Origin of the sequence: Polaromonas sp. DSP2-3-2b2 (genome assembly GCF_049895905.1) — a bacterium.
Classification (GTDB): domain Bacteria; phylum Pseudomonadota; class Gammaproteobacteria; order Burkholderiales; family Burkholderiaceae_C; genus Polaromonas.
The window spans coordinates 41,281-63,648 of sequence record NZ_JAFCTH010000010.1 but is presented as its reverse complement, the minus strand read 5'-3'; the positions used below and the strand labels follow the sequence as shown (position 1 = coordinate 63,648).

General features: G+C 63.7%; 17 protein-coding genes and 1 pseudogene. 10 read left to right on the top strand and 8 right to left on the bottom strand.

The window, feature by feature from the left end; genetic code table 11:
* Positions 1 to 26: 26 nt before the first annotated feature.
* Together ACP7AD_RS10555 and ACP7AD_RS10550 are read right to left on the bottom strand one after the other, a co-directional pair.
* Positions 27 to 1,439 (bottom strand): aminopeptidase P N-terminal domain-containing protein, encoded by a 1,413-nt coding sequence (locus tag ACP7AD_RS10555; RefSeq protein ID WP_426146938.1) that lies wholly within the window; start codon positions 1,437 to 1,439, stop codon positions 27 to 29.
* A 14-nt stretch (positions 1,440 to 1,453) separates the two neighbouring features.
* On the bottom strand, positions 1,454 to 2,170 hold the full coding sequence (locus ACP7AD_RS10550) for a nucleotidyltransferase family protein (protein WP_426147071.1): 717 nt from the start codon (positions 2,168 to 2,170) through the stop codon (positions 1,454 to 1,456).
* 210 nt (positions 2,171 to 2,380) lie between these two features.
* On the opposite strand from ACP7AD_RS10550, the gene tkt reads away from it, so the two are divergent.
* The 3 genes from tkt to ACP7AD_RS10535 all read left to right on the top strand — a co-directional run bounded on the left by tkt (position 2,381) and on the right by ACP7AD_RS10535 (position 6,379).
* A complete protein-coding gene (tkt, locus tag ACP7AD_RS10545) occupies positions 2,381 to 4,438 on the top strand; it encodes a transketolase (RefSeq protein ID WP_426146936.1) in 2,058 nt (685 codons plus the stop codon).
* 60 nt (positions 4,439 to 4,498) lie between these two features.
* Positions 4,499 to 5,497 carry a type I glyceraldehyde-3-phosphate dehydrogenase gene (gap, locus tag ACP7AD_RS10540; protein ID WP_426146935.1) on the top strand — a complete coding sequence of 333 codons (999 nt, stop codon included), beginning with the start codon at positions 4,499 to 4,501 and terminating at the stop codon, positions 5,495 to 5,497.
* Positions 5,498 to 5,635: 138 nt separating this feature from the next.
* The gene (locus ACP7AD_RS10535; protein WP_426146933.1) at positions 5,636 to 6,379 is read left to right on the top strand and encodes a hypothetical protein; all 744 of its coding nucleotides are present in this window, start codon (positions 5,636 to 5,638) and stop codon (positions 6,377 to 6,379) included.
* A 257-nt stretch (positions 6,380 to 6,636) separates the two neighbouring features.
* Here ACP7AD_RS10535 and ACP7AD_RS10530 read toward each other — a convergent pair.
* Positions 6,637 to 7,290: pseudogene (locus tag ACP7AD_RS10530) on the bottom strand (IS630 family transposase); the annotation flags it as partial.
* On the opposite strand from ACP7AD_RS10530, the gene ACP7AD_RS10525 reads away from it, so the two are divergent.
* Positions 7,257 to 7,484, top strand: coding sequence for a hypothetical protein (locus ACP7AD_RS10525; protein ID WP_426147070.1), 228 nt, complete (start codon positions 7,257 to 7,259; stop codon positions 7,482 to 7,484). The pseudogene ACP7AD_RS10530 and the gene ACP7AD_RS10525 sit on opposite strands and share 34 nt — an antisense overlap.
* 126 nt (positions 7,485 to 7,610) lie before the next feature.
* A complete protein-coding gene (locus ACP7AD_RS10520) occupies positions 7,611 to 7,886 on the top strand; it encodes a YkvA family protein (RefSeq protein ID WP_426146932.1) in 276 nt (91 codons plus the stop codon).
* 367 nt (positions 7,887 to 8,253) lie between these two features.
* On the opposite strand, the gene arcC is transcribed toward ACP7AD_RS10520, so the two are convergent.
* From arcC to arcD, 5 genes are all read right to left on the bottom strand, one after another.
* Positions 8,254 to 9,210 (bottom strand): carbamate kinase, encoded by a 957-nt coding sequence (gene arcC / locus ACP7AD_RS10515; protein ID WP_426146930.1) that lies wholly within the window; start codon positions 9,208 to 9,210, stop codon positions 8,254 to 8,256.
* Positions 9,211 to 9,234: 24 nt separating this feature from the next.
* Positions 9,235 to 10,233 (bottom strand): ornithine carbamoyltransferase, encoded by a 999-nt coding sequence (gene argF / locus ACP7AD_RS10510; RefSeq protein WP_426146928.1) that lies wholly within the window; start codon positions 10,231 to 10,233, stop codon positions 9,235 to 9,237.
* Between the two features lie 33 nt (positions 10,234 to 10,266).
* Positions 10,267 to 11,604: a ferredoxin reductase family protein gene (locus ACP7AD_RS10505; protein ID WP_426146926.1), complete on the bottom strand. Its 1,338-nt coding sequence runs from the start codon at positions 11,602 to 11,604 to the stop codon at positions 10,267 to 10,269.
* 52 nt (positions 11,605 to 11,656) lie between these two features.
* Positions 11,657 to 12,874, bottom strand: a complete 1,218-nt coding sequence (locus ACP7AD_RS10500) for an arginine deiminase (RefSeq protein ID WP_426146924.1) — start codon at positions 12,872 to 12,874, stop codon at positions 11,657 to 11,659.
* Between the two features lie 61 nt (positions 12,875 to 12,935).
* Positions 12,936 to 14,477 (bottom strand): arginine-ornithine antiporter, encoded by a 1,542-nt coding sequence (arcD, locus tag ACP7AD_RS10495; RefSeq protein ID WP_426146923.1) that lies wholly within the window; start codon positions 14,475 to 14,477, stop codon positions 12,936 to 12,938.
* Between the two features lie 310 nt (positions 14,478 to 14,787).
* Here arcD and ACP7AD_RS10490 point away from each other — a divergent pair, with 310 nt between their 5' ends.
* From ACP7AD_RS10490 to ACP7AD_RS10470, 5 genes are read left to right on the top strand one after another with little or no spacing between them, the layout of a single operon-like run.
* Positions 14,788 to 16,158 carry a TolC family protein gene (locus tag ACP7AD_RS10490; RefSeq protein ID WP_426166106.1) on the top strand — a complete coding sequence of 457 codons (1,371 nt, stop codon included), beginning with the start codon at positions 14,788 to 14,790 and terminating at the stop codon, positions 16,156 to 16,158.
* Positions 16,159 to 16,192: 34 nt separating this feature from the next.
* Positions 16,193 to 17,311 (top strand): HlyD family secretion protein, encoded by a 1,119-nt coding sequence (locus tag ACP7AD_RS10485; RefSeq protein WP_426146919.1) that lies wholly within the window; start codon positions 16,193 to 16,195, stop codon positions 17,309 to 17,311.
* Positions 17,290 to 19,488, top strand: coding sequence for an ATP-binding cassette domain-containing protein (locus tag ACP7AD_RS10480; RefSeq protein WP_426146918.1), 2,199 nt, complete (start codon positions 17,290 to 17,292; stop codon positions 19,486 to 19,488). Before ACP7AD_RS10485 ends, ACP7AD_RS10480 begins: the two co-directional genes overlap by 22 nt.
* On the top strand, positions 19,485 to 20,639 hold the full coding sequence (locus tag ACP7AD_RS10475) for an ABC transporter permease (protein WP_426146916.1): 1,155 nt from the start codon (positions 19,485 to 19,487) through the stop codon (positions 20,637 to 20,639). Before ACP7AD_RS10480 ends, ACP7AD_RS10475 begins: the two co-directional genes overlap by 4 nt.
* On the top strand, positions 20,636 to 21,805 hold the full coding sequence (locus ACP7AD_RS10470) for an ABC transporter permease (protein ID WP_426146915.1): 1,170 nt from the start codon (positions 20,636 to 20,638) through the stop codon (positions 21,803 to 21,805). Before ACP7AD_RS10475 ends, ACP7AD_RS10470 begins: the two co-directional genes overlap by 4 nt.
* The last annotated feature ends 563 nt before the right edge of the window (positions 21,806 to 22,368 follow it).

The window sequence follows — 22,368 nt, the reverse complement described above, 5'->3', positions numbered from 1 at the left end:
TCAATTTTAGGGTGTGTGGCGCTGGCTCAACCGCGCATCAGCGCTTCGATCTCGCTGGCCTTGACCGGCACGCCGCGCGTCATCAATTCGCAGCCTTCGGCCGTGACCAGCGCATCGTCCTCGATGCGGATGCCGATGTCCCAGAATTTCTTCGGCACGCCCTTGGCCGGGCGCACGTACAGGCCGGGCTCGATGGTCAGCACCATGCCGGGGTTCAGGATGCGCGACGGCTTGCGCATGACCATCTGGCCGAGCGCGTCTTTTTCGGGCCGCGGCGCGCTGCCGGGCTCGGTGTAGTCGCCACAGTCGTGCACATCCATGCCCATCCAGTGGCCGGTGCGGTGCATGTAAAACTGGCGGTAGGCGCCCGATTCGAGCACGTCATCGACGCTGCCGTGCTTGGCCTTCGCCAGCAAACCGGTGTCCAGCATGCCTTCAATCAGCACCCGCGTGGCGGCGTTGTGTGGGTCGGTGAAACGGTTGCCGGGCCGGGTCGCGGCAATCGCCGCTTCCTGCGACGCCTGCACGATGTCGTAGAGGATGCGCTGTGCCGGGGTGAATTTGCCATCGGCCGGAAAGGTGCGCGTGATGTCGCTGGCGTAACCTTCCAGCTCGCAGCCGGCGTCGATCAGGCACAGCTGGCCGGGTTTGAGTTCGGCGTTGCCGGCGCGGTAATGCAGCACGCAGGCATTCGCCCCGGCGGCGACGATGCTGGTGTAGGCCGGGAATTCGGAGCCGTGGCGGCGGAATTCGTGCAGCAGTTCGGCTTCGAGGTGGTATTCGCGCAGGCCGCCGTTCACGCCATTGCGCAGCATGGCGCTTGATGTCTGCATGGCGCGCACATGGCCGCCGGCTGAAATACCGCCGGCGCGCCGCAAAATGGCGATTTCGTGCGCGTCCTTGACCAGCCGCATCTCGTCGAGCGGCTTGCACAGGTCGTGCTGGCTTTGCGGGCATTCGGCGCCCAGGCGGACCCTGGCGCGCACCTTGTTGAGCCAGCCATCGACCTGCGTTTCCAGGCCCTTGTGCATGGCGAAGGGAAACCACACTGCGGGCTGGTTGGCCAGCAGGTCGGGCATTTTCTCGTCGAGCGTATCCACGCTGAAGGCGGCATCGACGCCAAGTTGCACCGGCGCCGCGTCGGGGCCAAGCCGGATGCCGTCCCAGATCTCGCGCTCCAGGTCCTTGGGCCGGCAAAACAGCGTGCTCTTGACGGTTTTGCCGCTGCCCTCGATCACCAGCCAGGCGCCGGGCTCGCTGAAGCCGGTCAGGTAGTAAAAATAGCTGTCGTGGCGGTAGGGAAAGTCGCTGTCGCGGTTGCGCGGCAGTTCGGGCGCGGTGGGCAGCACGGCCACGCCGCCGCCGGCCTTGATCAGGGCGCGGCCAATGGCGGCGCGGCGTTTGGCATAAATGGCGGAAGGGTTCAACAGGGTGCTCATGGGGCGGAATGCTTTCAGTTCGGAAAAGATAGGTTCAGTTCGGCCAGCCGCTCGGGCGTGCCGACATCGGTCCAGGCGCCCAAATAAAGCTCGGCGCTGACCTGGCGGCGGTCCATCGCCGCGCGGAGCAGCGGCGCCAGCGCGACCGCCAGGCCTTGCGAATTGCCGAAAGGCAGGCTGTCGAACAGCTCGCGCCGGTACAGGCCGATGGTGCTGTAGGTGTGGCGCGGCGCCGGGTCGTCGGCTGCCAGGTTGAGCGCCAGGCCGCTCGCGTCCAGACCAAAATCGCCGCGCGGGTTGTGCGGCGGGTTGGGCACCAGCCACAGGTGGGCCAGCTTGCCGCCAGCGATGAAACGGCTGACGGCTTCTGCCGAGAATTCAAAACCGGGCACGAACACATCGGCGGCCAGCAGCCAGAACACGTCGCCTAGCAGCGGCAGCGCGCGTGCGATGCCGCCGGCGGTTTCCAGCGCGTAGCCAAAATCTTCGCCCTCGTGCGAGTATGAAAATGATAGCTGCTCACGCCCGCCAGTACTGCGCAAAAGGTCTAAATGGCTTGAAATATTCTCGCCCAGCCAGGCGGTGTTGATGACCAGCTCGTGAACGCCGCCGCGCGCCAGCGCTTCCACATGCCAGTCGATCAGCGCCTTGCCCTGAACCTTGAGCAGCGGCTTGGGGCAGTCGTCGGTCAGCGGACGCATGCGCTCGCCGCGCCCGGCGGCCAGGATCATGGCCGGGATTGGCGGGCTCACTTGCGCGCCCCGAATGGCCGGCGGTCGTGGCGGAAGAAAGCGCTTGCGCGGAGGGGCTTGGTTTGCATGAACACGACTTTAGGGCATTTGCCGCCGCCGCTGTTGCAGCAGCGCCAAAGGGCCGCCCGCGCAGCGGCCGTTAAAATGCCGGATTACCTTGATTACCGAATACCTCCGGAGCTTAGCCTGATGGCCAAAACTGAAATGATGGCGAATGCGATACGCGCACTCGCAATGGACGCCGTGCAACAAGCCAATTCGGGCCATCCCGGCGCCCCCATGGGCATGGCCGACATGGCCGTTGCGCTCTGGGGCGACCACCTCCGGCACAACCCCGCCAACCCGCACTGGATGAACCGCGACCGCTTCGTGCTGAGCAACGGCCATGCGTCGATGCTGATCTATTCGGTGCTGCACCTGACCGGCTACGACCTGCCTGTCACCGAGCTGAAAAACTTCCGCCAGATCGGCTCCAAGACCCCCGGCCACCCCGAAGTGGACGTGACGCCCGGCATCGAGACCACCACCGGACCGCTCGGCCAGGGCCTGACCAATGCCGTCGGCATGGCGCTGGCTGAAAAGCTGCTGGCCAGCGAATTCAACCGCACCGTGGGCAAGCTTGAGCACACCATCGTTGACCACCACACTTTTGTGTTCATGGGCGACGGCTGCCTGATGGAAGGCATCAGCCACGAGGCCATCGCGCTGGCCGGCGCCTGGAAGCTGAACAAGCTGATCGCGCTGTACGACGACAACGGCATTTCCATCGACGGCCAGGTCGCGCCCTGGTTCATCGACAACACACCGATGCGTTTCACCGCCTGCGGCTGGAACGTGATTGACGCCGTGGACGGCCACGATTCCCAAGCCGTGTCCGCCGCGATTGCCCAGGCCAAAAAGAACACCGACAAGCCGACGCTGATCGTCTGCAAGACGCACATCGGCAAGGGTTCGCCGAACCGCGCCAACACTTCCAAAGCCCACGGCGAACCACTGGGTGCCGAGGAAATCGGCCTCACGCGCACCGCCATCAACTGGCCGCATACGCCGTTTGATATGCCCAAGGAAACCTACGCCGCCTGGGACGCCAAGGTCAAGGGTGGCAAGGCCGAGGCTGCGTGGGACAAGAAGTTCGCCGCCTACACCAAGGCCCATCCCGAGCTGGCGGCCGAATTCGTTCGCCGCATGCAGGGCGAGCTGCCGAAAAGCTTTTCGCAGCTGGCCGTCGATGCCGTCGTCGCCGCGCACACCAAGGCCGAAACCGTGGCTTCGCGCAAGGCGTCGCAGCTGGCGCTCGAATCGTTCACCGCCGGCCTGCCCGAACTGCTCGGCGGCTCAGCCGACCTGACCGGCTCGAACCTGACCAACACCCATTCCACGCCCAGCCTGCGCTTTGACGTCAATGGCGGCGTGGTGCAGACCGAGGCCGTCAACGGCAGCCTGGTCGGCGGGCGCCACATCAACTACGGCGTGCGCGAATTCGGCATGGCCGCCATCATGAACGGCGTGGCGCTGCATGGCGGCTTCATTCCCTACGGCGGCACCTTTTTGACGTTCAGCGACTACTCACGCAACGCCATCCGCATGGCCGCGCTCATGAAGCTGCGCGTGGTGCATGTGTTCACGCACGACTCGATCGGTCTGGGCGAGGACGGCCCGACGCACCAGTCGATCGAGCATGCTGCCAGCCTGCGCCTGATTCCAAACCTGGACGTCTGGCGTCCGGGCGACACGGCTGAAACCGCCGTGGCCTGGGCCGTGGCGCTGCAGAACAAGACCCGGCCGACGGCGCTGCTGCTGAGCCGCCAGAACCTGCCCTACGCGCCGAAAGACGACGTCGGCCAGATCAGCAAGGGCGCCTACGTGCTGGCCGAGCCGGCCGAAGTCGGCCTGAAGCAAAAAGCCCAGGCCGTGATCATCGCCACCGGCTCCGAAGTGCAGCTGGCGCTGAAGGCGCAGGAACTGCTGGCGGCGCAAAAAATCGCGGTGCGCGTGGTCTCGATGCCGAGCAACACGACGTTCGACCGCCAAGACGCGGCCTACAAGTCGAAAATCCTGCCCGAAGGCATCCCGCGCATCGCCGTGGAAATGGGCGTGACCGACGGCTGGTGGAAATACGGCTGCGCTGCCGTCATCGGCATCGACACCTTCGGCGAGTCGGCACCGGCCGGCGTGCTGTTCAAGCACTTCGGCTTCACGCCTGACAACGTGGTGGCGACCGTGCGCAAGGTGCTGCGTAAAAAGTAAGTGCCGTTCCGGCCCGTTCGGCCGGGGGGGTTGCAAGTTAACCAACTGGAGCTAAAGCAAATGACGATCAAGATGGGTATCAACGGCTTCGGCCGCATCGGCCGCAACGTGTTGCGCGCCGCCGTGCAGAACTTCAGCGACATCGAGATCGTCGCGATCAATGACCTGCTCGAACCAGAGTACCTGGCCTACATGCTGCAGTACGACTCGGTGCACGGCCGCTTCAAGGGCGAGGTTTCGGTCGAGGGCAACACCTTGATCGTCAACGGCAAGCGCATCCGCTTGAGCCAGGAACGCGACCCGCTGAACCTGAAGTGGGCCGAAGTCGGCGCCGACGTCGTGCTGGAAGCCACCGGCCTGTTCCTGGACAAGGCCGCCGGTGAAAAGCACCTGGCCGCCGGCGCGAAGAAGGTCATCTTCTCGGCCCCATCGAAAGACGACACGCCGATGTTCGTCTTTGGCGTGAACGACAGCACCTATGCCGGCCAGGCGATCATCAGCAATGCCAGCTGCACCACCAACTGCCTGGCGCCCGTCGCCAAGGTGCTGAATGACAAGTGGGGCATCAAGCGCGGTCTGATGACGACGGTTCACGCCGCCACCGCCACGCAAAAAACCGTTGACGGCCCTTCGAACAAGGACTGGCGCGGCGGCCGTGGCATTCTGGAAAACATCATTCCCTCGTCCACTGGCGCGGCCAAGGCGGTCGGTGTGGTGATTCCCGAGCTGAACAAGAAGCTCACCGGCATGTCTTTCCGCGTACCGACCAGCGACGTGTCGGTGGTTGACCTGACCTGCGAATTGAACAGCGAAGCCACGCTCGACGAAATCCGCGCCGAGATGAAGGCGCAAAGCGAAGGCGCGCTAAAAGGCGTGCTGGGCTATACCGAAGACAAGGTCGTGGCGACCGACTTCCGTGGCGACACCCGCACTTCGATTTTTGACGCCGACGCCAGCATTGCGCTGGACGGCACTTTCGTGAAGATCGTTGCCTGGTACGACAACGAATGGGGATATTCGAACAAGTGCCTGGAGATGGCGCGCGTCGTGTCGAAGTAATTCGCCGCTGCCTTTGATAAAAAACGCGCCTCCGGGCGCGTTTTTTTATGGCTGTGGCGCAACAACGCGCCCGGAACCTGCTTGTCCTGATGGTTCACCTTGCACGACGGGCCGCGCCGTTTGAATACACTGGCCCGGATGAGCCTTCTTCTTCAAGCACATTGCGAGCCGGACCGCCTGGTTTCGTACTACTGGAGTGGCGATGCCCTCCGCAGCCGAAGCGTGAGCGATGTCGTGCTCTTGGCCATGCTCGACGTGCCCGCGCCCCCGGCAAGGCTGGTGGCAGACTGGCAAAGGGACATCTCGCAGCGCCTGGCGCTGGAGCCCGGCGATGTCGAGGTGCTGCCCCTGGCGCGAGCGCGCATGCGCTGGCCGGACTACCGGCACTGTGTGCAGGCGGTGTCCGACTGGACGCGAACGCTTGGCCTGCCCGGGCTGCTGGCCTCCAGCGACGTCGCCCTGATGGCCTGTCGGGGCGCGAAGTACCACCATGACGGCGCGCAGTACGGCGCTGCTGCTTTTTGCAATCTATTCTTGGGCGAAGACCGGGGGCTGGACCTGCATTTCCCGCATACAGGCCACCGAATCCCGCTGGCCCGGGGAACGGCCGTGGTGTTCGACACGGGCCAGCCGCACGGCGTCATCGCGCGGGGCAGCGGCGGCTTTGAGGCGGCCGACTTCCCCGCCGAGCGGGACTGCACGCAGGTATTCCTGACCTGGGAGCTTCCCGTCGAGGATGCGAATCTCGGAAACGCCCTTCGGATCGCCTTCGACATCGACCCGTCGACCGCGTTGCTGCTGAGTGATGAACAAGTCTGGTGCAACGGCGCGCAGGCCAGTGTGTGCCCCGATTCCGGCCGGTGGCGACAGGCGGCTGGCTAGCACGGCTTCGTCCTGACCATCCTTGCCGGCATGCAAGTCGTCTAGCAATTCTTGCTACTGAATTTATAGCTACTTACGCAATCCAGCCGTGCGATAACGACCAATTTGACTCTATAAATCGGCATCCAGCCGTTTCACGATGACGTTCCAGTTCCGCGCCTCCACCGGCGTGATCGACAGGCCATTCGCTTCAGGACGTGGCGCGCAATAGCTTCCCCCTCATCATTCCTGCCTTCGCGGGAACGACGACATGAATTTCAAGACGCCAAGGGAAAACGAAAGTTATCTTTGGCCTCGTCCTGGTGTCGCGTCACGACGAAAGTAGTCGGGTAAAGCCGTTTGAGCTTGACGCGGGCATCCTTGATCGTGAACTGCCAGTTGACTTTGGCCTGAAGGCTGTCGCGGCGGGCCTGCCAGGCGGTGACTCCGTTGCGCACGGTCTCGATGCTGTCGATGCGCCGATCCAGACACTGGCTCACCATGACGTTGATCTCGATCTCGGCCATATTGAGCCCGCTGCCGTGCTTGGGGGTGTAGACGAACTCGAAGCGGTCCCACAGCGCCTTTGCCTGCTCGGCGGCAAACGCCTCGTACAGCGAGCCCGGGGTGTGCGTGTTCAGGTTGTCCATGACCAGCGTGATGCGTTCGGCATCGGGATAGCTTTCAGCGATGTCTTGCACGAACACGGCCCAGTCCAGCTTGGTCCGGCGCTCGGTGACCTTGCTCAAGCGCCGCCCGGCCAGCGGCTCGCTGGCCATGAACACGTTGCACACGCCGCAGCGTTCATATTCGTAGTCATGGTGCTCGGGCCGGCCGGGCGCCGCGGCAATGGGTTCGCGGGTCTCGCGAATGAGTTGCCGGGGCGTCTCGTCCATGCATACCACCGGGTTCTTGGCATCGTAGGGCCGGCGGGCGCATTGGCGAGGTCTTTGACGCCCTGGTCACCGGCGCGGCGCCCAAAGGGACTTTTGTGCGCATCTCCAGCCCCATGCTCGAAGGCCGGGTGGTACGCGGTTTCGAAGGGCTTGACGTGGGCGATGCAACGCGCGTGCGGCTGCTGGCGGTGGATGCCGAAAAAAGCTTTATCGACTTCGAGCGCGCCTGAGCGCCGCAGCCCTATCGACGGCTGCAATGTAACGTCTGGTGAAAACCCCTTGCAGTCGCACCTGCCAGCGCCACCTGCGCTGGACACGGGTCCATCAGGAGCCGATCAGGAAGGGTATTGCTTGCCATGTTGAAACGTTTGACTCTGCTCTGGACCGTCGTGCGCGGCGACGCGCGGCAATTGTGGTTTGCCCTGCGCCACCCCGACGCGCCAAGCTGGCTGAAGTGGGGCACGGCGCTGATCGCGCTGTATGCGCTCTCGCCGATTGACCTGATTCCCGATGTGCTGCCGGTGATCGGCATGGTCGACGACCTGGTGCTGGTGCCGCTGGCGATTCGCTGGCTGCTCAATCGCCTGCCACCGGAGATTGCCCAGGCAGCGGCCCGGCGGCGCGCGGGCTAGTGTCGCGTCATGAAAGAATTGACGCGACACTAGTTCCTTGAGGCCGGATTCTGTCAACTCCATGCCCATGATGGCGCCGGTCCAGCCGAAGCCGACCAGCACCGCATCGACCTCGGGTTTTCTTGTCATGGCCATGGCGCTGGCCTCAGCCTTGCGGCCCGTTGATGGTGACGGGCGGAAGCGGGTAACGCACGCCTGGGCGGCCGACCCAGCAGCCGCGAGCGCACCAACCGGCACGATGGCGACAGAGCGACGCAAGAAGCCACGCCGGACTTGATCGCGGAGCGATCGTGGAACCTCCTCAACGTTCAGGAAGACGATGGATGAAACCATCGGTCAGAGATTTTTAGCCGGAACCGGCCGCAGCTCAGAGCGAGGTCGCTCCGTCCATACAGACCTGCGTGCCGGCGCTGCCAGCGAGCATGGCTTCGATCTGCTCCAGTGAGCCGATCACTGCCCGCTTGCCGGTGGCGAGAACGAAGGCACTGGCGGCTTCAACCTTCGGCCCCATCGAGCCGGCCGCGAATGCGTGCCGCGCAAGAGCCTGCGGCGTCACCCTGCCCACAGCCCGCTGGCCAGGTTGGCCCCAGTCAAGATAGACCGCCGCCACGTCGGTGGCGATGACCAGGCAATCGGCCTGCAGTTCGCGTGCGAGCAGTCCGGCGCACAAGTCCTTATCGATCACGGCCTCGACACCGTGCAGCTCACGTGATCCAAGGTTGTCGTTTGCCCCGTCGGCACCCTTCATATCGCGCGCCACCGGAATGCCTCCGCCACCGGCGGCAATGACCACCGCATGGCGTTCCAGCAACCACCGGATCGGCTCGAGACCGAGCACGCGCAGCGGCTTCGGCGAAGCCACCACGCGGCGCAAGCCATCGCCGTCGGGTGCCATCTTCCAGTGCTTGTCGGCGGTGACCCGCTTGGCCTCCGCCTGGGTGTAGACCGGACCGATCGGCTTGGTGGGGTGCTCAAACGCCGGGTCGTGCGCATCGACCTCCACGCGCGTCAGCAAGCTGGCCACCGTACGCGATGCCGGCAACGCGTTCGAGAGTTCCTGCTCGATCAGGTAGCCGATCATGCCTTCGGTTTGCGCGCCGAGCACGTCCAGTGGATAGGCTGCCACTTGCTTATAGGCCGCCGACTGCAACGCCAGCAAGCCCACCTGCGGCCCGTTGCCATGCGTCAGCACCAGTTCATTGGCCAAGGCCACGCGGGCCAATTGGCCAGCCGCGATGCGGATGTTGTCGAGCTGGTTCGCGGCACTCAGTGCCTGACCGCGCCGTAGCAATGCATTACCACCAATGGCAACGACGAGTTTCATGGGTGATTCCTCAATGGCCGACCGTCAGGCGAGTGTGGCCACAAGTACCGCCTTGATGGTGTGCAGGCGGTTTTCAGCCTGGGTGAAGACAATCGACCCTTCTGACTCGAACACCTCTTCGGTCACCTCGATCTCGGTGAGGCCGTAGCGCTCATGCACCTGCCGGCCAACCTCGGTCTCCAGGTTGTGAAAGGCCGGCAAACAGTGCATGAAGCGCGTGCGCGGCTTGCCAGTGGCACGCATCAACGCGGTATTGACCTGATAGGGCAACAACTGGTCGATGCGCGGCTTCCAGGCTTCTTGCGGCTCACCCATCGACACCCAGACATCGGTGTAGATGAAGTCAACGCCGGCCACAGCCTTGAGCGGATCGGGCTCGATACTGATGCGCGCACCGGTCGTCACGGCCAGCTCGCGCATTTGGGCCACCAACTCGGCCGGCGGTTGCAGGCCCGCCGGCGCGGCGATACGCACGTCCATGCCCATTTGCGTGCCGCCGATCAGCAGCGAGCAGCCCATGTTGAAACGCGCATCACCCAGGTAGCAGAAAGACAACTCGTGCAGTGGTTTCTCGCCAAACTCTTCCATCGTCATCAGGTCCGCCAGCACCTGGGTCGGATGGGCCTCGTCGGTCAGTCCGTTCCAGATCGGCACGTGCGAGAACCGGGCCAGGTCTTCCACCACCGTCTGGTGGAAGCCGCGGTATTCGATGCCGTCAAACATGCGGCCCAGCACCCGGGCGGTGTCTTTCAGCGACTCTTTGTGGCCCATTTGTGAGCCCACCGAGTCAAGATAGGTCACGTGGCCTCCCTGATCGTGCACGGCCACCTCGAACGCACAGCGCGTACGCGTCGATGACTTCTCGAAAATCAGGGCGATGTTTTTGCCCCTGAGGCGCGCGATCTCGTTGCCGGCGTACTTGGTTCGTTTCAGCTCGGCCGCGAGGTTGAGCAGAAAGCGGATATCCCGGGGCGCGAAGTCCTTCAGGTCCAGCAGGCTGCGGTTACGTAGGTTGAAGCTCATGGTGTTCCTTGTTTGAAAAATAGCGCCAGAGGGTCAGCGCAGGTTGAAGAGTTCCTGGTGAAAGTCACCCCGGGCCAGGCCCATGGCGTGCAGGTCACGCCACAGACTCTGGCCGAAGCCAGCCGGGCCACAGAACCAGACATCGGCGTCGCGCCACTGCGGCGTTGCATGGGCCATGCCCTGCGCCGTCAGGCGGCTGTCACGCCCATCGACCAGAAGGTGTAGATGCAGATGGGCCTTCTCGGCGTCGAGCCGGAGCTGGCTGAAGACCGCTTCATCGATCTCGGCCGAGCTGTGGAACAGATCGATCCGCTTACCGTCGGTCTGCAAAGCCAACTGCTTCATGCGGGCGATGAACGGCGTGATGCCGATGCCGCCACTGACCCATATCTGGCGCTTTCTGGCACTGCTGAAGCTGAACTGGCCGTACGGCCCTTCAACCTTGACCAGGCCGCCAACCTTCACCGCGTCGGGCAGCAGCTTGGTGTAGTCACCCAGCCCTTTGACGATGAATCGCAACCGACCGTCTTGCGTCCATGCGGAGCTGATGGTGAACGGATGCGGTCCTTCTTTCTCATTGAAGGTCACGAGGGCGAACTGCCCGGCGTCATGACCGCGCCAGCAGCTCTTCAGGCGCACCGCGACTTCGAGCGACCGCAGGTCTTCATGAAAAGTCACTTCCTCCACCATGCCCACCGCGCGCCGCCCGCGACCCACGCGACCCACGCGGTTAAACAGGATTCGCAGGGCGGCAACGCTGCCGACAACCATCAAGGCGGCCGTCCATGGCGCAATGGCTTCGGCCCAATAGCTGAACGGCATCAGCATCAGCGCATGAAAGACAAGCGCCAAATAGGCCACAGCCATCAGGTGATGGACCTTGAAGAAGTAGCGGTACGGAAACCACTTGAGGAGCGCCAGGACGATCAGCACCACAGCGCTGTAGAAGGCCCATTCGCCGAGGCCTTTGGCCAGCCCGCGTTGGTTCTGGAAAAACGGGAATACCGCATCACCTGGCATGGTCCGAACTGGCTTTGCCGGGCGCGCCAGCCAACCCAGGTCAATGAGCCAGCCCGGCACCTGAATGAGCAAGCAGTGACTGAGCGTCGTCACCAGCGCGGTAACGCCAAGCCACTTGTGCAACCGGTACATCTTGTCCAAGCCACCCACAAAGGGCTCGATCACGACCGGGCGATTGGCCCGAACGAGAGCCACGCTCATCACACCGATGCTGAGGATCCCGCTGTACTGAATCAACGCATCGCGCAGCGCGGCGAAGTCCGCCGACGCTGCAGCGAATGGCTGGACTGCCAGCCAAAGCCCGGTCAGCATCGACAGCAGGCCGGCTAAGACCAGCGCAGCGTGCTTCATAACGCGTCTTCAGCGCAAGAGCCAGCGGCCTGCACGGCGTTGTAAAGCCCCATCAAAGCGCCTCGCGTTCGATCGGACAGGCCATGCAGTGGCTGCCACCCCGCCCGCGTCCGAGCTCGCCACTGGGGATGGTGATGACCTCTATACCGGCCTTGCGCAGCAAAGTATTGGTGTAGGTGTTGCGGTTGTAGGCCATCACGACGCCCGGAGCGATGGCCAGCAAGTTATTACCGTCGTCCCACTGTTCGCGCTCCATTTCGTAGGCATCGCCGCCGGTAGCAACCGTGCGTAATTTTGGTAAACCAATGGCTTGTGCCACCACGTCCAGAAACGGCTTCGTTTCCGTGCGAACGTCAAGCTGACCTTTCCCTTTGCCGGGCCGCAGACTGTGCGTGCGGATGCCGTCCACCACGTCGGGGAAGACGGTCGCCAGATCCCTGTCGCAGAAGCTAAAGACCGTGTCCAAGTGCATGGCACCGCGCGACTTGGGCAACTGCGCGGCCAGCACATGCGTGGCCGCGCCACGGGCGAACAGTGACTGCGCCAACTGAGTCACACCCTGCGGCGACGAACGCTCGCCCATGCCGATCAGCACCACGCCTTTGCCAATGGGCATCACGTCGCCGCCTTCGACGGTAGCCAAGCCGTGGTCCTGGTCGGGGTCACCCCACCACTCGGTGACTTTGCCCTTGAAAGAAGGGTGGAAGCGGTAGATGGCCGTCACCAGCAGCGTCTCTTGCTGGCGCGCCGGCCAGTACATTGAGCACAGCACCACGCCGCTGCCGATCCAGCAACTGTTGTCACGCGTGAACAAGGTGTTGGGCATCGGTGCAATCAGCAGGTCGGCCGCGCTGCTGCACTGTGCCAGCAGGCCTTGGGGCTCGAACGGCAGGTCGGCGCGTGCCACGCCACCAATCAGATGCGCGGCCAGTTGGGTTGCCGACATCGTATCGAGCCACGGGCGCAATTGTTCGGCCAATCCGGCGTCGAGGAAGTTGGCGCCGAGCTTACGGTCGAGCACCCAGGCGCGAGCCTCCGGGTCGGTCACCGTGTCGGCCAGCAGGTCGTGCATTTCCAGCACCTCGATGCCGCGCTCGACCATCGCGCTGGTGAAGGCGTCGTGGTCGTTGCGGGCTTGTGCCACCCACAACACATCGTCGAACAACAGGTCGCGGCAATTGGCCGGGGTGAGTCGCTTTTGCGCTAGCCCCGGGTGACACACCAGCACTTTTCGCAGGCGTCCGACTTCCGAATTCAATCCTTGGGTCATGGTCATCTTTCGTGGTTAGGGGTTAACTTCAGCCATCAAGAGCAGTTCGGGTTTTGCAAGTTCACATCGTCAGCTTGCCGCTCCACAACATCCAGCCAGCCACCAATGCCAACAGCACCAGTACCGCCAGAATCACTTGCTCACGGACCGTGAACGGCCGCTCAGCGCGCTGCTTTTTGGCAACCAGGTAGACGATTGCGCCAGGCGCGTACAACAGCGCACTGAGAAGCAGGTACTTCAGTCCGGCGGCATAGAGCAACCAAACGCAGTAGATCGCGGCGAGCGCGGCGACCGGCATGTCACTGGCGCTTACCCGCACCGTCTGCACTGGCTGACTTGGCACTTTGCCTGCGCCGCTGTGCTTGTCAGCCCACGCCAGCTTCAAGCCGTAAACCGCGCTAAAAAGATACGGCACCAAAATCATCGCCGTCGACAATGAGATGAGCGCGAGATAGGACGCCTTCGATAGCAGCGTCACCAGCAAAAACACCTGCACCATGCCGTTGGTAAGCCACAACGCATTTGCCGGAACGCCTTTGTCGTTTTGTTTGGCCAGCCAGGCCGGCATCACGCCACCACCGGCGGGCGTGAACAAGGACTCGGCGGCCAACAAGGTCCACGCCAAAAAGCCGCCACCGACCGAGACGATCAAGCCGAAGTACACCAGCATCGCGCCCCAGGTGCCAACGGCTTTCTCCAGCACACCGGCCATCGACGGGTTCTTCAGACCGGCCAGCTCGGGTTGCGAATAAATACCCAGTGACAGCAGTGATACCGAGGCCAGCAGCACAAGGCAGATTAAAAATCCGATCACGGTGGCGCGGCCTACATCTGAACGGTTTCTGGCGCGGGCCGAATACACGCTGGCTCCTTCGATGCCAATGAACACCCACACCGTCACCAGCATGGTGCTGCGCACCTGGTCGAGCACCGAGCCCAGCTTCACGTCACCCCAAAAATTCAATTTGAAGGTATCGACCTGGAACGCCATGGCCACCAGCACGATGAACAGCACCAACGGCACAACCTTGGCCAGCGTCACCACCGCATTTAATACCGCTGCACCCTGAATGCCGCGCAGCACCAGCAAGTGCACGACCCAGGTGACGATGGACGCACCGATGATCGCCGCTGCCGTGTTGCCATCTCCGAACGCCGGGAAAAAATAACCCATCGCGCCGAAAGCCGCCACCAGGTAGCCGACGTTGCCGATCCAGGCGCTGATCCAGTAGCCCCAGGCGGCGTTGAAGCCCACGTATTCTCCCGACAGCGCGCGTGCATACGCATACACCCCGTTGTCCAGATCGGGCCTGCGAATCGACAGCATCTGGTAGGTTCGCGCCAGCATCAACATGCCGATGCCGGTGACAGTCCAGCCGATGACGATGGCACCCGCCCCCGCGCCAGCCGCCATGTTCTGCGGCAGGCCGAAGATGCCACTGCCGATGATGGAGCCCACCACCAGAGCCACGAGCAGCCCCAGACCGAGCGTGCCGGATTTCTTGCTGGCAGTGGTCGTTGGCGGCGCCACGGCGGCGGAATTTTTCGTTGGCACAGGTTTGAGTGAAATCGGTGGCGCGGCGTTAGAACTTGTCGGGGTCATGGGCTACTCGTTGAAGGGTGAAAGGGCTCACCATTGGCATATGGGCAATAGTTCTGAGCGAGTCTTCGGGATACGCCTTGGAACTAACGCCCCACGTTAGGAGCCGAATCCAAGCGCGTCTGTGCGGTTGGCAACATAGCGCCGTGATGGTGTACGTCATAGATGCAACGAGACGCAATGCTCGGTGCGCCACCGCACAGACGGTGGACCTCGGCGACTGCATGCTATGCCCAACGCCTTGCCGTAAAGCCGCTCAAGAAACAGTCCGCGAGGCTCGGGGCCCCTCCGATCAAAACACCTGGAACGATCGATGCTTCGCTCGAATGCCCGCGTTGCCGATGGAACAAGCGCCGCCGACAGGCTGCGGCTGAATCACGCGAAGGCTTTTGCGGCTTTGACGACGTGTTCCGTGATGCTCGCGATTGCCCTACCGGCTCATGGCGAGACGCTGGAGCAGGCCTGGGCCGTTGCCGTGGGTGTCGACCATCGCTTGCAGGCCAGTCGCTACACAACCGAGGCGACGCAGCAGGCGCTGCAAGCCGCACGGGCGGCCCGCTGGCCGAACGTGGCGCTGCAAGGCGGCTACACGCGTCTGAACGAAACGCCGACGGCCGTCAGCAGCTTCACGCCGCCGGCACCGTTGCCACCCACGCAACTGAACCTGGAGTTGCCGCTGCAACAACCCAGCTACTACGCCTACAAGGTCGAGGTGACGCTACCGCTTTATACGGGCGGGCGCATTGAGAACGGCATCACCGCCGCAGGGTCTCTGGTCGGTGCAGCGCGGAACGATGAGCTGCGCACCGCGCTCGACGTGAAGCTCGCGGTCGCGCAGGTCTATCTCGGCAGCTTGCGGGCAGCCCGCTTCGTGGAGGTGGCGCAAAGCAACGTCACGAGCCTGGTGTCTTTTGAGCGTGATGTGAACCACCTCTTCGAGCAGGGCATCGTCGCCCGCAGCGACACGCTCGCCGCGCGCGTTGCCTTGGCCGATGCGCGCCAGCGCCTGATCGTTGCCAACAACGCGGTTGACCTGGCGCATGCAGCCTACAACCGCTTGCTCGGACGGGCCTTCACGCAACCGGTCGATTTGCAGGAAGTTGAACTCCCGGCGGACGCGGTCGATGTGACCGCGTTGACGGTGCGCGCGCAGGCCCAGCGCCCTGAACTCAAAGCGCTGTCGGATCAGGGCGCCGCGCTGAAAGCGCAAGCCGCCAGCGTGCGCGGCGCGCTGGCGCCCCAGGTGGCATTGATTGGTGGCTACGGCCGCCAGCAAAACCGCTACCAGGCGCATGAAGGCATTGCCTCGATTGGCATTGGCCTGAAGTGGGAACTGTTCGACGGCGGGCTGGTGCGGGCGCAGGCCGATGCAATCGCCGCGCGTGGCAATTCGGTGGCGTCGCTGCGCGAAGAGGCGGTCTCGCTGATTGCGCTGCAAGTGCGCCAGGCCTGGTTGGGCACGCAGGAAGCCGCGCAGCGTATCACCGTGGCGCAAGCGGCTATCGACAGCGCGGACGAGAACCTGTTGCTCGCCCGTGACCGCTACAGCCAGGGCATGGCCACCCAAACGGAAGTGCTCGAAGCCGAGACGCAACGTACCCGCAGCCAAACCAACCGCCATGCCGCCACCTATGACGCCCTGCTGGCGCAATTGCAACTCAGGCGCGCCACCGGCGAACTTTGATGCAGTACGAACCTACCCTCACCACACCTGCGCCATGAAACCACTCACCGTTGTCCAAAAACGTATCGCCGTCGGCGTGTCGGTGCTTGTGCTGGGATTGGCCGGCTACCTGCTGTACCGCCACTATGGCCAGGACGCCGCGCTGCCCGAGGGATTAATTCAGGCCAACGGGCGGATCGAGGGCGACCGCACGTCGCTGGCCAGCAAACTACCTGGGCGCATTGCGAAGATTCTGGTGAATGAAGGTGACACCGTGCAAGCCGGTCAGGTGCTGGCGATGATTGAAGACACGCAGGTCAAGACCCGGGTTGCGCAACTGCAAGCGCAGGTGGCGGCGGCCGAGGCGCAAGTGGTCGCCGTACAGGCCCAGCTCGATGCCACGCGCAAAGGCGTACCGTTGACAGTGAACAGTGCTGGCACCGGTGTCGGCCAGGCCCAGGCGGTGGTGGCCAAGGCCACGGCAGCCGAAGCGCAGGCGCAGCGCGACGCGCAGCGCATGCAGGCCTTGTTCGAGCGTGGCTCGGTGGCGCGGCAGCGCGCCGAGATGGCCGAACTGGCGGCCACCGCCGCGTCCGCCGATCTGGCTGCGGCACGGCAAGGCTTAAACCGTTCCGGTACCGTTCAGGCCGAGGCCCGGCTGGGCTACGACAAGGTCCGCGCGCAAGAGGCCCAGCTTACCGCGGCGCGCGCGCAGCGAGACCAGGCCAAAGCCGGCCTGGCTGAAGTCGACAGCGTGCTGGCCGACTTGAGCCTGAAGGCCGCGGGACCCGGTGTGGTGATGACCCGCGTGCGCGAGATTGGCGAGGTGATTGCGGCGGGCAGCCCGGTCTTCGACCTGGTTGACCTGGACCGGCTCTATCTCAAGGTTTATGTGCCCGAAGTACAGATCGGCAAGGTCAGGATCAACCTGCCCGCGCAGGTCTACAGTGATGCCTTTCCCGAGCGCGCTTTCGCGGCCACCGTCGGAACTATCGCCTCTCGCGCCGAATTCACGCCCAAAGAGGTGCAGACGCCCGACGAGCGCGTGAAGCTCACCTATGCGGTCAAGCTCTACCTGACCGTCAACCCCGATCACCAGCTGACGCCTGGTCTGCCCGCCGACGCGGTGATCCGCTGGAAGGACGGTGTGGCATGGGCGAAGCCGCGTTGGTAACGGACGCGCAGCCCATGGTGGCGCCGGCGGTCAGAGCCGACCGCGAGAGCGTGCTTGCCACGACCCTGGACGGCGCTGTGCCGGAGGCTGCAGCGCCCGCCAGTCCCGTTGTGGTCGCCGTGCGCCGTTTCGTCAAACGGTACGGCAAGACCCTGGCTTGCGACAGCATCGATCTGCAGATTCGACGTGGCGAAATTTTCGGCCTGATCGGACCGGACGGAGCCGGTAAATCCAGCTTGATGAAGGCCGTGGCAGGGGTGCTGGCGTTCGACAGTGGCGAGATCGACGTATTCGACCAACGTATCGACAGCGAGCGCGCAGCCGAGCGTGTGAAGGGCCGCATCGGCCTGATGCCGCAGGGCCTGGGCCAGAACCTGTACGCCGATTTGTCGGTCGACGAAAACATCGATTTTTTCGCGCGCCTGCGCCTGGTCACACCGACGGAGCTCAAACAGCGCAAGGAGCAGTTGCTAACGGTCACGCGACTGGCCGTGTTTCGGGACCGCCCGATGAAAAACCTGTCGGGCGGTATGAAACAAAAGCTCGGCCTGGTGTGCACGTTGATCCATGAACCCGAGTTGGTGATCCTGGACGAGCCGACGACGGGTGTCGATCCCGTCTCGCGCCGCGATTTCTGGTCCATTTTGGCTGACCTGCTGCGCGAAAAAGGCGTCACCGCGCTCGTTTCAACAGCCTACATGGACGAGGCCAGCCGGTTTCAGCGGGTCGCCATGTTCCATGCCGGCAAGGTGCTGGCCCAAGGCGACCCTGATGAGATTCGTGGCCTCGCGGCGGGCAGCGTGGTAGCTGTGCAGGCCATGCCGCAGATCGAGGCGCTGGCGCGGCTGAAAGCGCGCTTCGCGCAGGTCGAGGCGCTGGGCAGTACGCTGCGCGTCTTTGCCGACGGCGCCGACGAGCCTACGGCCGCGACGCAGGTGCGCGAGACGCTCGCCGGGCTGGAAAGCGGCCCGTTCGAGACCGCGCCACCCGAGTTGGAGGACGTGTTTATCGCCCTGCTTCGTCAGCGTGGGCTGCTGGATGCGCCGCAGGGCGCGTCAGACGCGAAAAGTCCTTCGAAACGGGTGGCGAGTATCGCAGCACCTGCGTCGGGGCAAACCACCGAGCCGACGCACGAAGCGGCGATCGAAGCCAAAGCCCTGACCCGCGACTTCGATGGCTTTCGCGCCGTCGACGCGGTCAGCTTCACCGTCCCTCAAGGGCAGATCTTCGGCCTGCTCGGTGCCAACGGGGCGGGCAAGAGCACCGTCATCAAAATGCTCACCGGCATCATGCGGCCAAGCGCGGGCGCGGGCAAGGTGGCGGGGGCCGACATGCTAGGCGCGGGCATGACGATCAAGCAGCGTATCGGCTACATGTCGCAGGCGTTCTCCCTCTACACCGATCTGTCGGTGGTCGAGAACATCCGCCTGTACGCCGGCATCTATGGGCTGGCGCGCAGCGAGACGCCAGCCCGCGTGGCCTGGGTCGTCGACATGGCCGGGCTTGAGGGTTTCGAGACGAAGCGCACCGCCGGCTTGCCGATGGGTCTGCGCCAGCGGCTGGCGCTGGGCTGCGCGCTGGTGCATCGACCCCAGGTGCTGTTTCTCGACGAGCCCACCTCCGGCGTCGACCCGGTCGGGCGGCGCGCCTTCTGGGACGTACTGTTCCGTCTGTCGCGCGAAGACAAGGTGGCCATGCTGGTCACCACGCACTACATGACCGAGGCCGAACACTGCGACCACCTGGCCCTGATGTACGCCGGACGCGTGGTGGCGGACGCTTCGCCGCAGCAGATGAAACAGGCGGTCGAGGCTGAAGCCGGCCACTTGCTCGAAGTGAGTTGCGCAGACGCCGTAAGGGCTGCAGGCGTGTTGCAGCAACAGGGCTTCTCGCAGGCCACACTGTTCGGCCGCACGGTTCACGTCCTCACCCGGAACCCGCAAGCCGATCAGCCGCGCATCGCCGAGGTACTGCACAGCGCCGGCCTGACCGACGCGACGCTGCGACCGCGCTCGCTGACGATGGAAGATGTGTTCGTCTACCGCGTCACCACGCTGGAGGCGAAAGAAGCGGCCGACAAGGCCCAGTCGAACGCGCCCGGGCAGACAACACCAACCCAAGCCGGGCCGAACCCAACCGTGTCGGCAGCGGCCCCCACCCAGGTGACGCCCCCATGAATCTGCAACGCATGATGGCTGTAGCCATCAAGGAATGGCGCGAAATCGTTCGTGACCGCCTGTTCTTCGCACTCGCCTTCATCGTGCCGGCCTTGCTGATGCTGTTGTTTGGCTACGGCTTGTCGCTGGACGTGGAGAACATTCCGGTGGCCATTGTCGACCAGGACCGCAGCGCACTGTCACGCGAATACGCGCACCGTTTCATCGACTCGCGCTACTTCGACTTCAAAGGCATGGCGCTCGATGATCGCCCGCTGGCGCCGCTGCTCACCGACAGCAAGCTGCGCGCCGTGATCGTGATCCCCGAGCACTTTGCCCGCGACCTGCTGGCCGGCCGGCCGGCACATGTGCAAACCCAGATCGACGGCACGTTCCCGTTCCGCGCCGCGATCACCAAAGGCTACGTCACCGCCATCAACAGCGCCTTCAGTCTGGAGTCGCTGGCAGGCTCGATCTCTCAGGCCCGCGGCATATCCCAAGCCGAGGTGATGGCGCAGTTGCAGCCGGTGCGTCTGGAGGTGCGTTTTCTGTACAACCAGAGTGTCAAGAGCATCTGGTCGCTGGCGCCCAAGCTCATCATGGCGATCCTGATGATCTCGCCGCCTTTCCTCACCGCCCTCGGCGTGGTGCGCGAAAAGGAAAGTGGTGCGATCTACAACATTTACGCCTCCACCGTGAGCCGTGGCGAATTCCTGGTCGGCAAGATTCTGCCGTATGTACTGATCTCGAGCATCAACGTCGTGGTGCTGTGGTTGCTCGCCACCGTGGTGTTTGGCACACCGTTCAAGGGCAGCTTCGTGTTCTTCATGCTGGCCTCGCTGTTGTACGTGACCTGCACCACAGGTATCGGCTTGATCGTGTCGGTGCTGGTGAAAACGCAGGTTGCCGCGATGATCGGCACCGCCATCCTGACCATTGTGCCGGCGGTGCTGTACTCGGGCGTACTGATCCCGATTTCTTCCTTGTCCGACATGGCCTCGGTGGTGGCGCACGGCTTGCCCGGCATGTACTACGCCGACATCGTGGTCGGCAGCTTTCTGAAGGGCGTGGGCCTGCAGGCGCTGTGGCGCGACGTGCTGGCGCTGGCCGCCTATGCACTAGTGCTGTTCGCCATCGGCTACACCATGTTTTCCAAGCGGCCCAACACATGAATACCACCCCCACAGCACCTTCGGCAGCGCGCGTGTGGTGGCTGCGCATGCGCGTCATGACCTGGAAGGAGTTATTGCAACTCAGTCGCGACCCGGTCTTGCTGGGCCTGGTGCTGTACGCCTTCACTGGCGATGTCTACAACGCCGGCTCGGGCGTCACGCTGCAGCTGAAAGAGGCCAGCATCGCCGTGCAGGACAAGGACCGCAGCCCGGCCTCGCGCGAGCTGATCTCGCGCTTTATGCCGCCCTACTTTCGGCCCATCGGCGACGTTACGCATGACGCGCAAGGCTTGCGTCTGCTGGAACAGGGCGAGGCCATGCTGGTACTCGATGTGCCGCCCCGTTTCGAGGCCACGTTGTTGCGCGGCGAACCGGCCAGCGTCCAACTGCAGGTCGACGCGACCAACTCGGTGCTGGGCTTTCTGGCCTACAGCGATGGCGCGCAAATCGTCGGACAATATGGGCTGCAAATCGGCCTGGCGCGCAGCGGCCTGTCGCCCGGCGCCATCGCGCAAGCGCCCGTGGTGGTCAACGCCACCCGGGTCTGGTTCAACCCGAACCAGAACGACGCGTGGTTCATGGCGATCTCGGAGATGCTCAACGTCATCACGGTGTTTGCCATCATGCTGCCCTGCGCGGCCATGGTGCGCGAAAAAGAGCGTGGCACGATCGAGCAATTGCTGGTGTCGCCGCTGACGCCGTTGCAGGTGATGCTTCCGAAAGTCATCGCGATGACCGCCGTCATCCTGGTGGCCACCGCGCTATGCATCGGGGCTGTGCTGGTGCCGGTGTTCCATGTGCCCATCAAGGGCAGTCTGACGCTGTTCTTCGCCATCACCACCTTGTACGTGGGCACCATTGCGGGTTTGGGCTTGTTCGTCGCCACGGTCACGCGCAACCTGGCACAGGCCAGCATGCTGGCCATCCTGATCCTGGCGCCGCTGATGTTCCTCTCAGGCGTGTGGACGCCGCCCGAAGCCCTGTCCCCCGTGGTGCGCTACGGTATGTATTTGTCGCCGCTGTACTACTACATCGACGCGTCCTACGGCGTGTTGCTCAAGGGCGCCGGCTTGGACTTGTTGTGGGACTCGGTGCTGGGCATCGCGGTGCTCGGCGGCGCCGTCTTCAGTCTGGGGCTGTGGCGTTTTCGCCGGCAGTTCGGCTGATACCTCCCGGCGGACTTCGCGAGGCTCGAGTTCACCTGCAACTGCAGCAGCAATGCTTGTCCGCGCGTCAATAAGTCGCGCGGTTCTCTCCCATGAGTAGCAGACGGGCCAGTCACGACATGAGGTGGCCAATCGGGCGCGAGATCGAACATTGCAAGACGTCGTTCTCCACCGTGCGCTGACGTACAGACAGAGTCAACCCCGGCGCTTCAGAATGAGCAGCAGACATCATATTGCGTCTGCATCGGGCCTGCTCCCTTCAATCGGATGATCCCAGTTTCCACGCACAAAGCACTCCATGACACCACCACTTTCCCGACATGAAAGCAGCGCTGACCAACTCAGCCAATGTCAGCCAGGCGCTCGTCCCAGCCTGCAGTATTTGTTTGAGGAGATGCTCGTCCTATCGCCAGCCGTCAAAGCTGCTGTGCTGGCTGGCGAGCCCTTCAGCAACGATACGTCACCCCCCAGCAGTCAAGCCATGCCCAAGCCGCCCGTTGAACCCAACGTGCAGAAAACCATGCTACACCTTCCGTCCCGCCGGCCAAGCGCTGCTGTGAAGT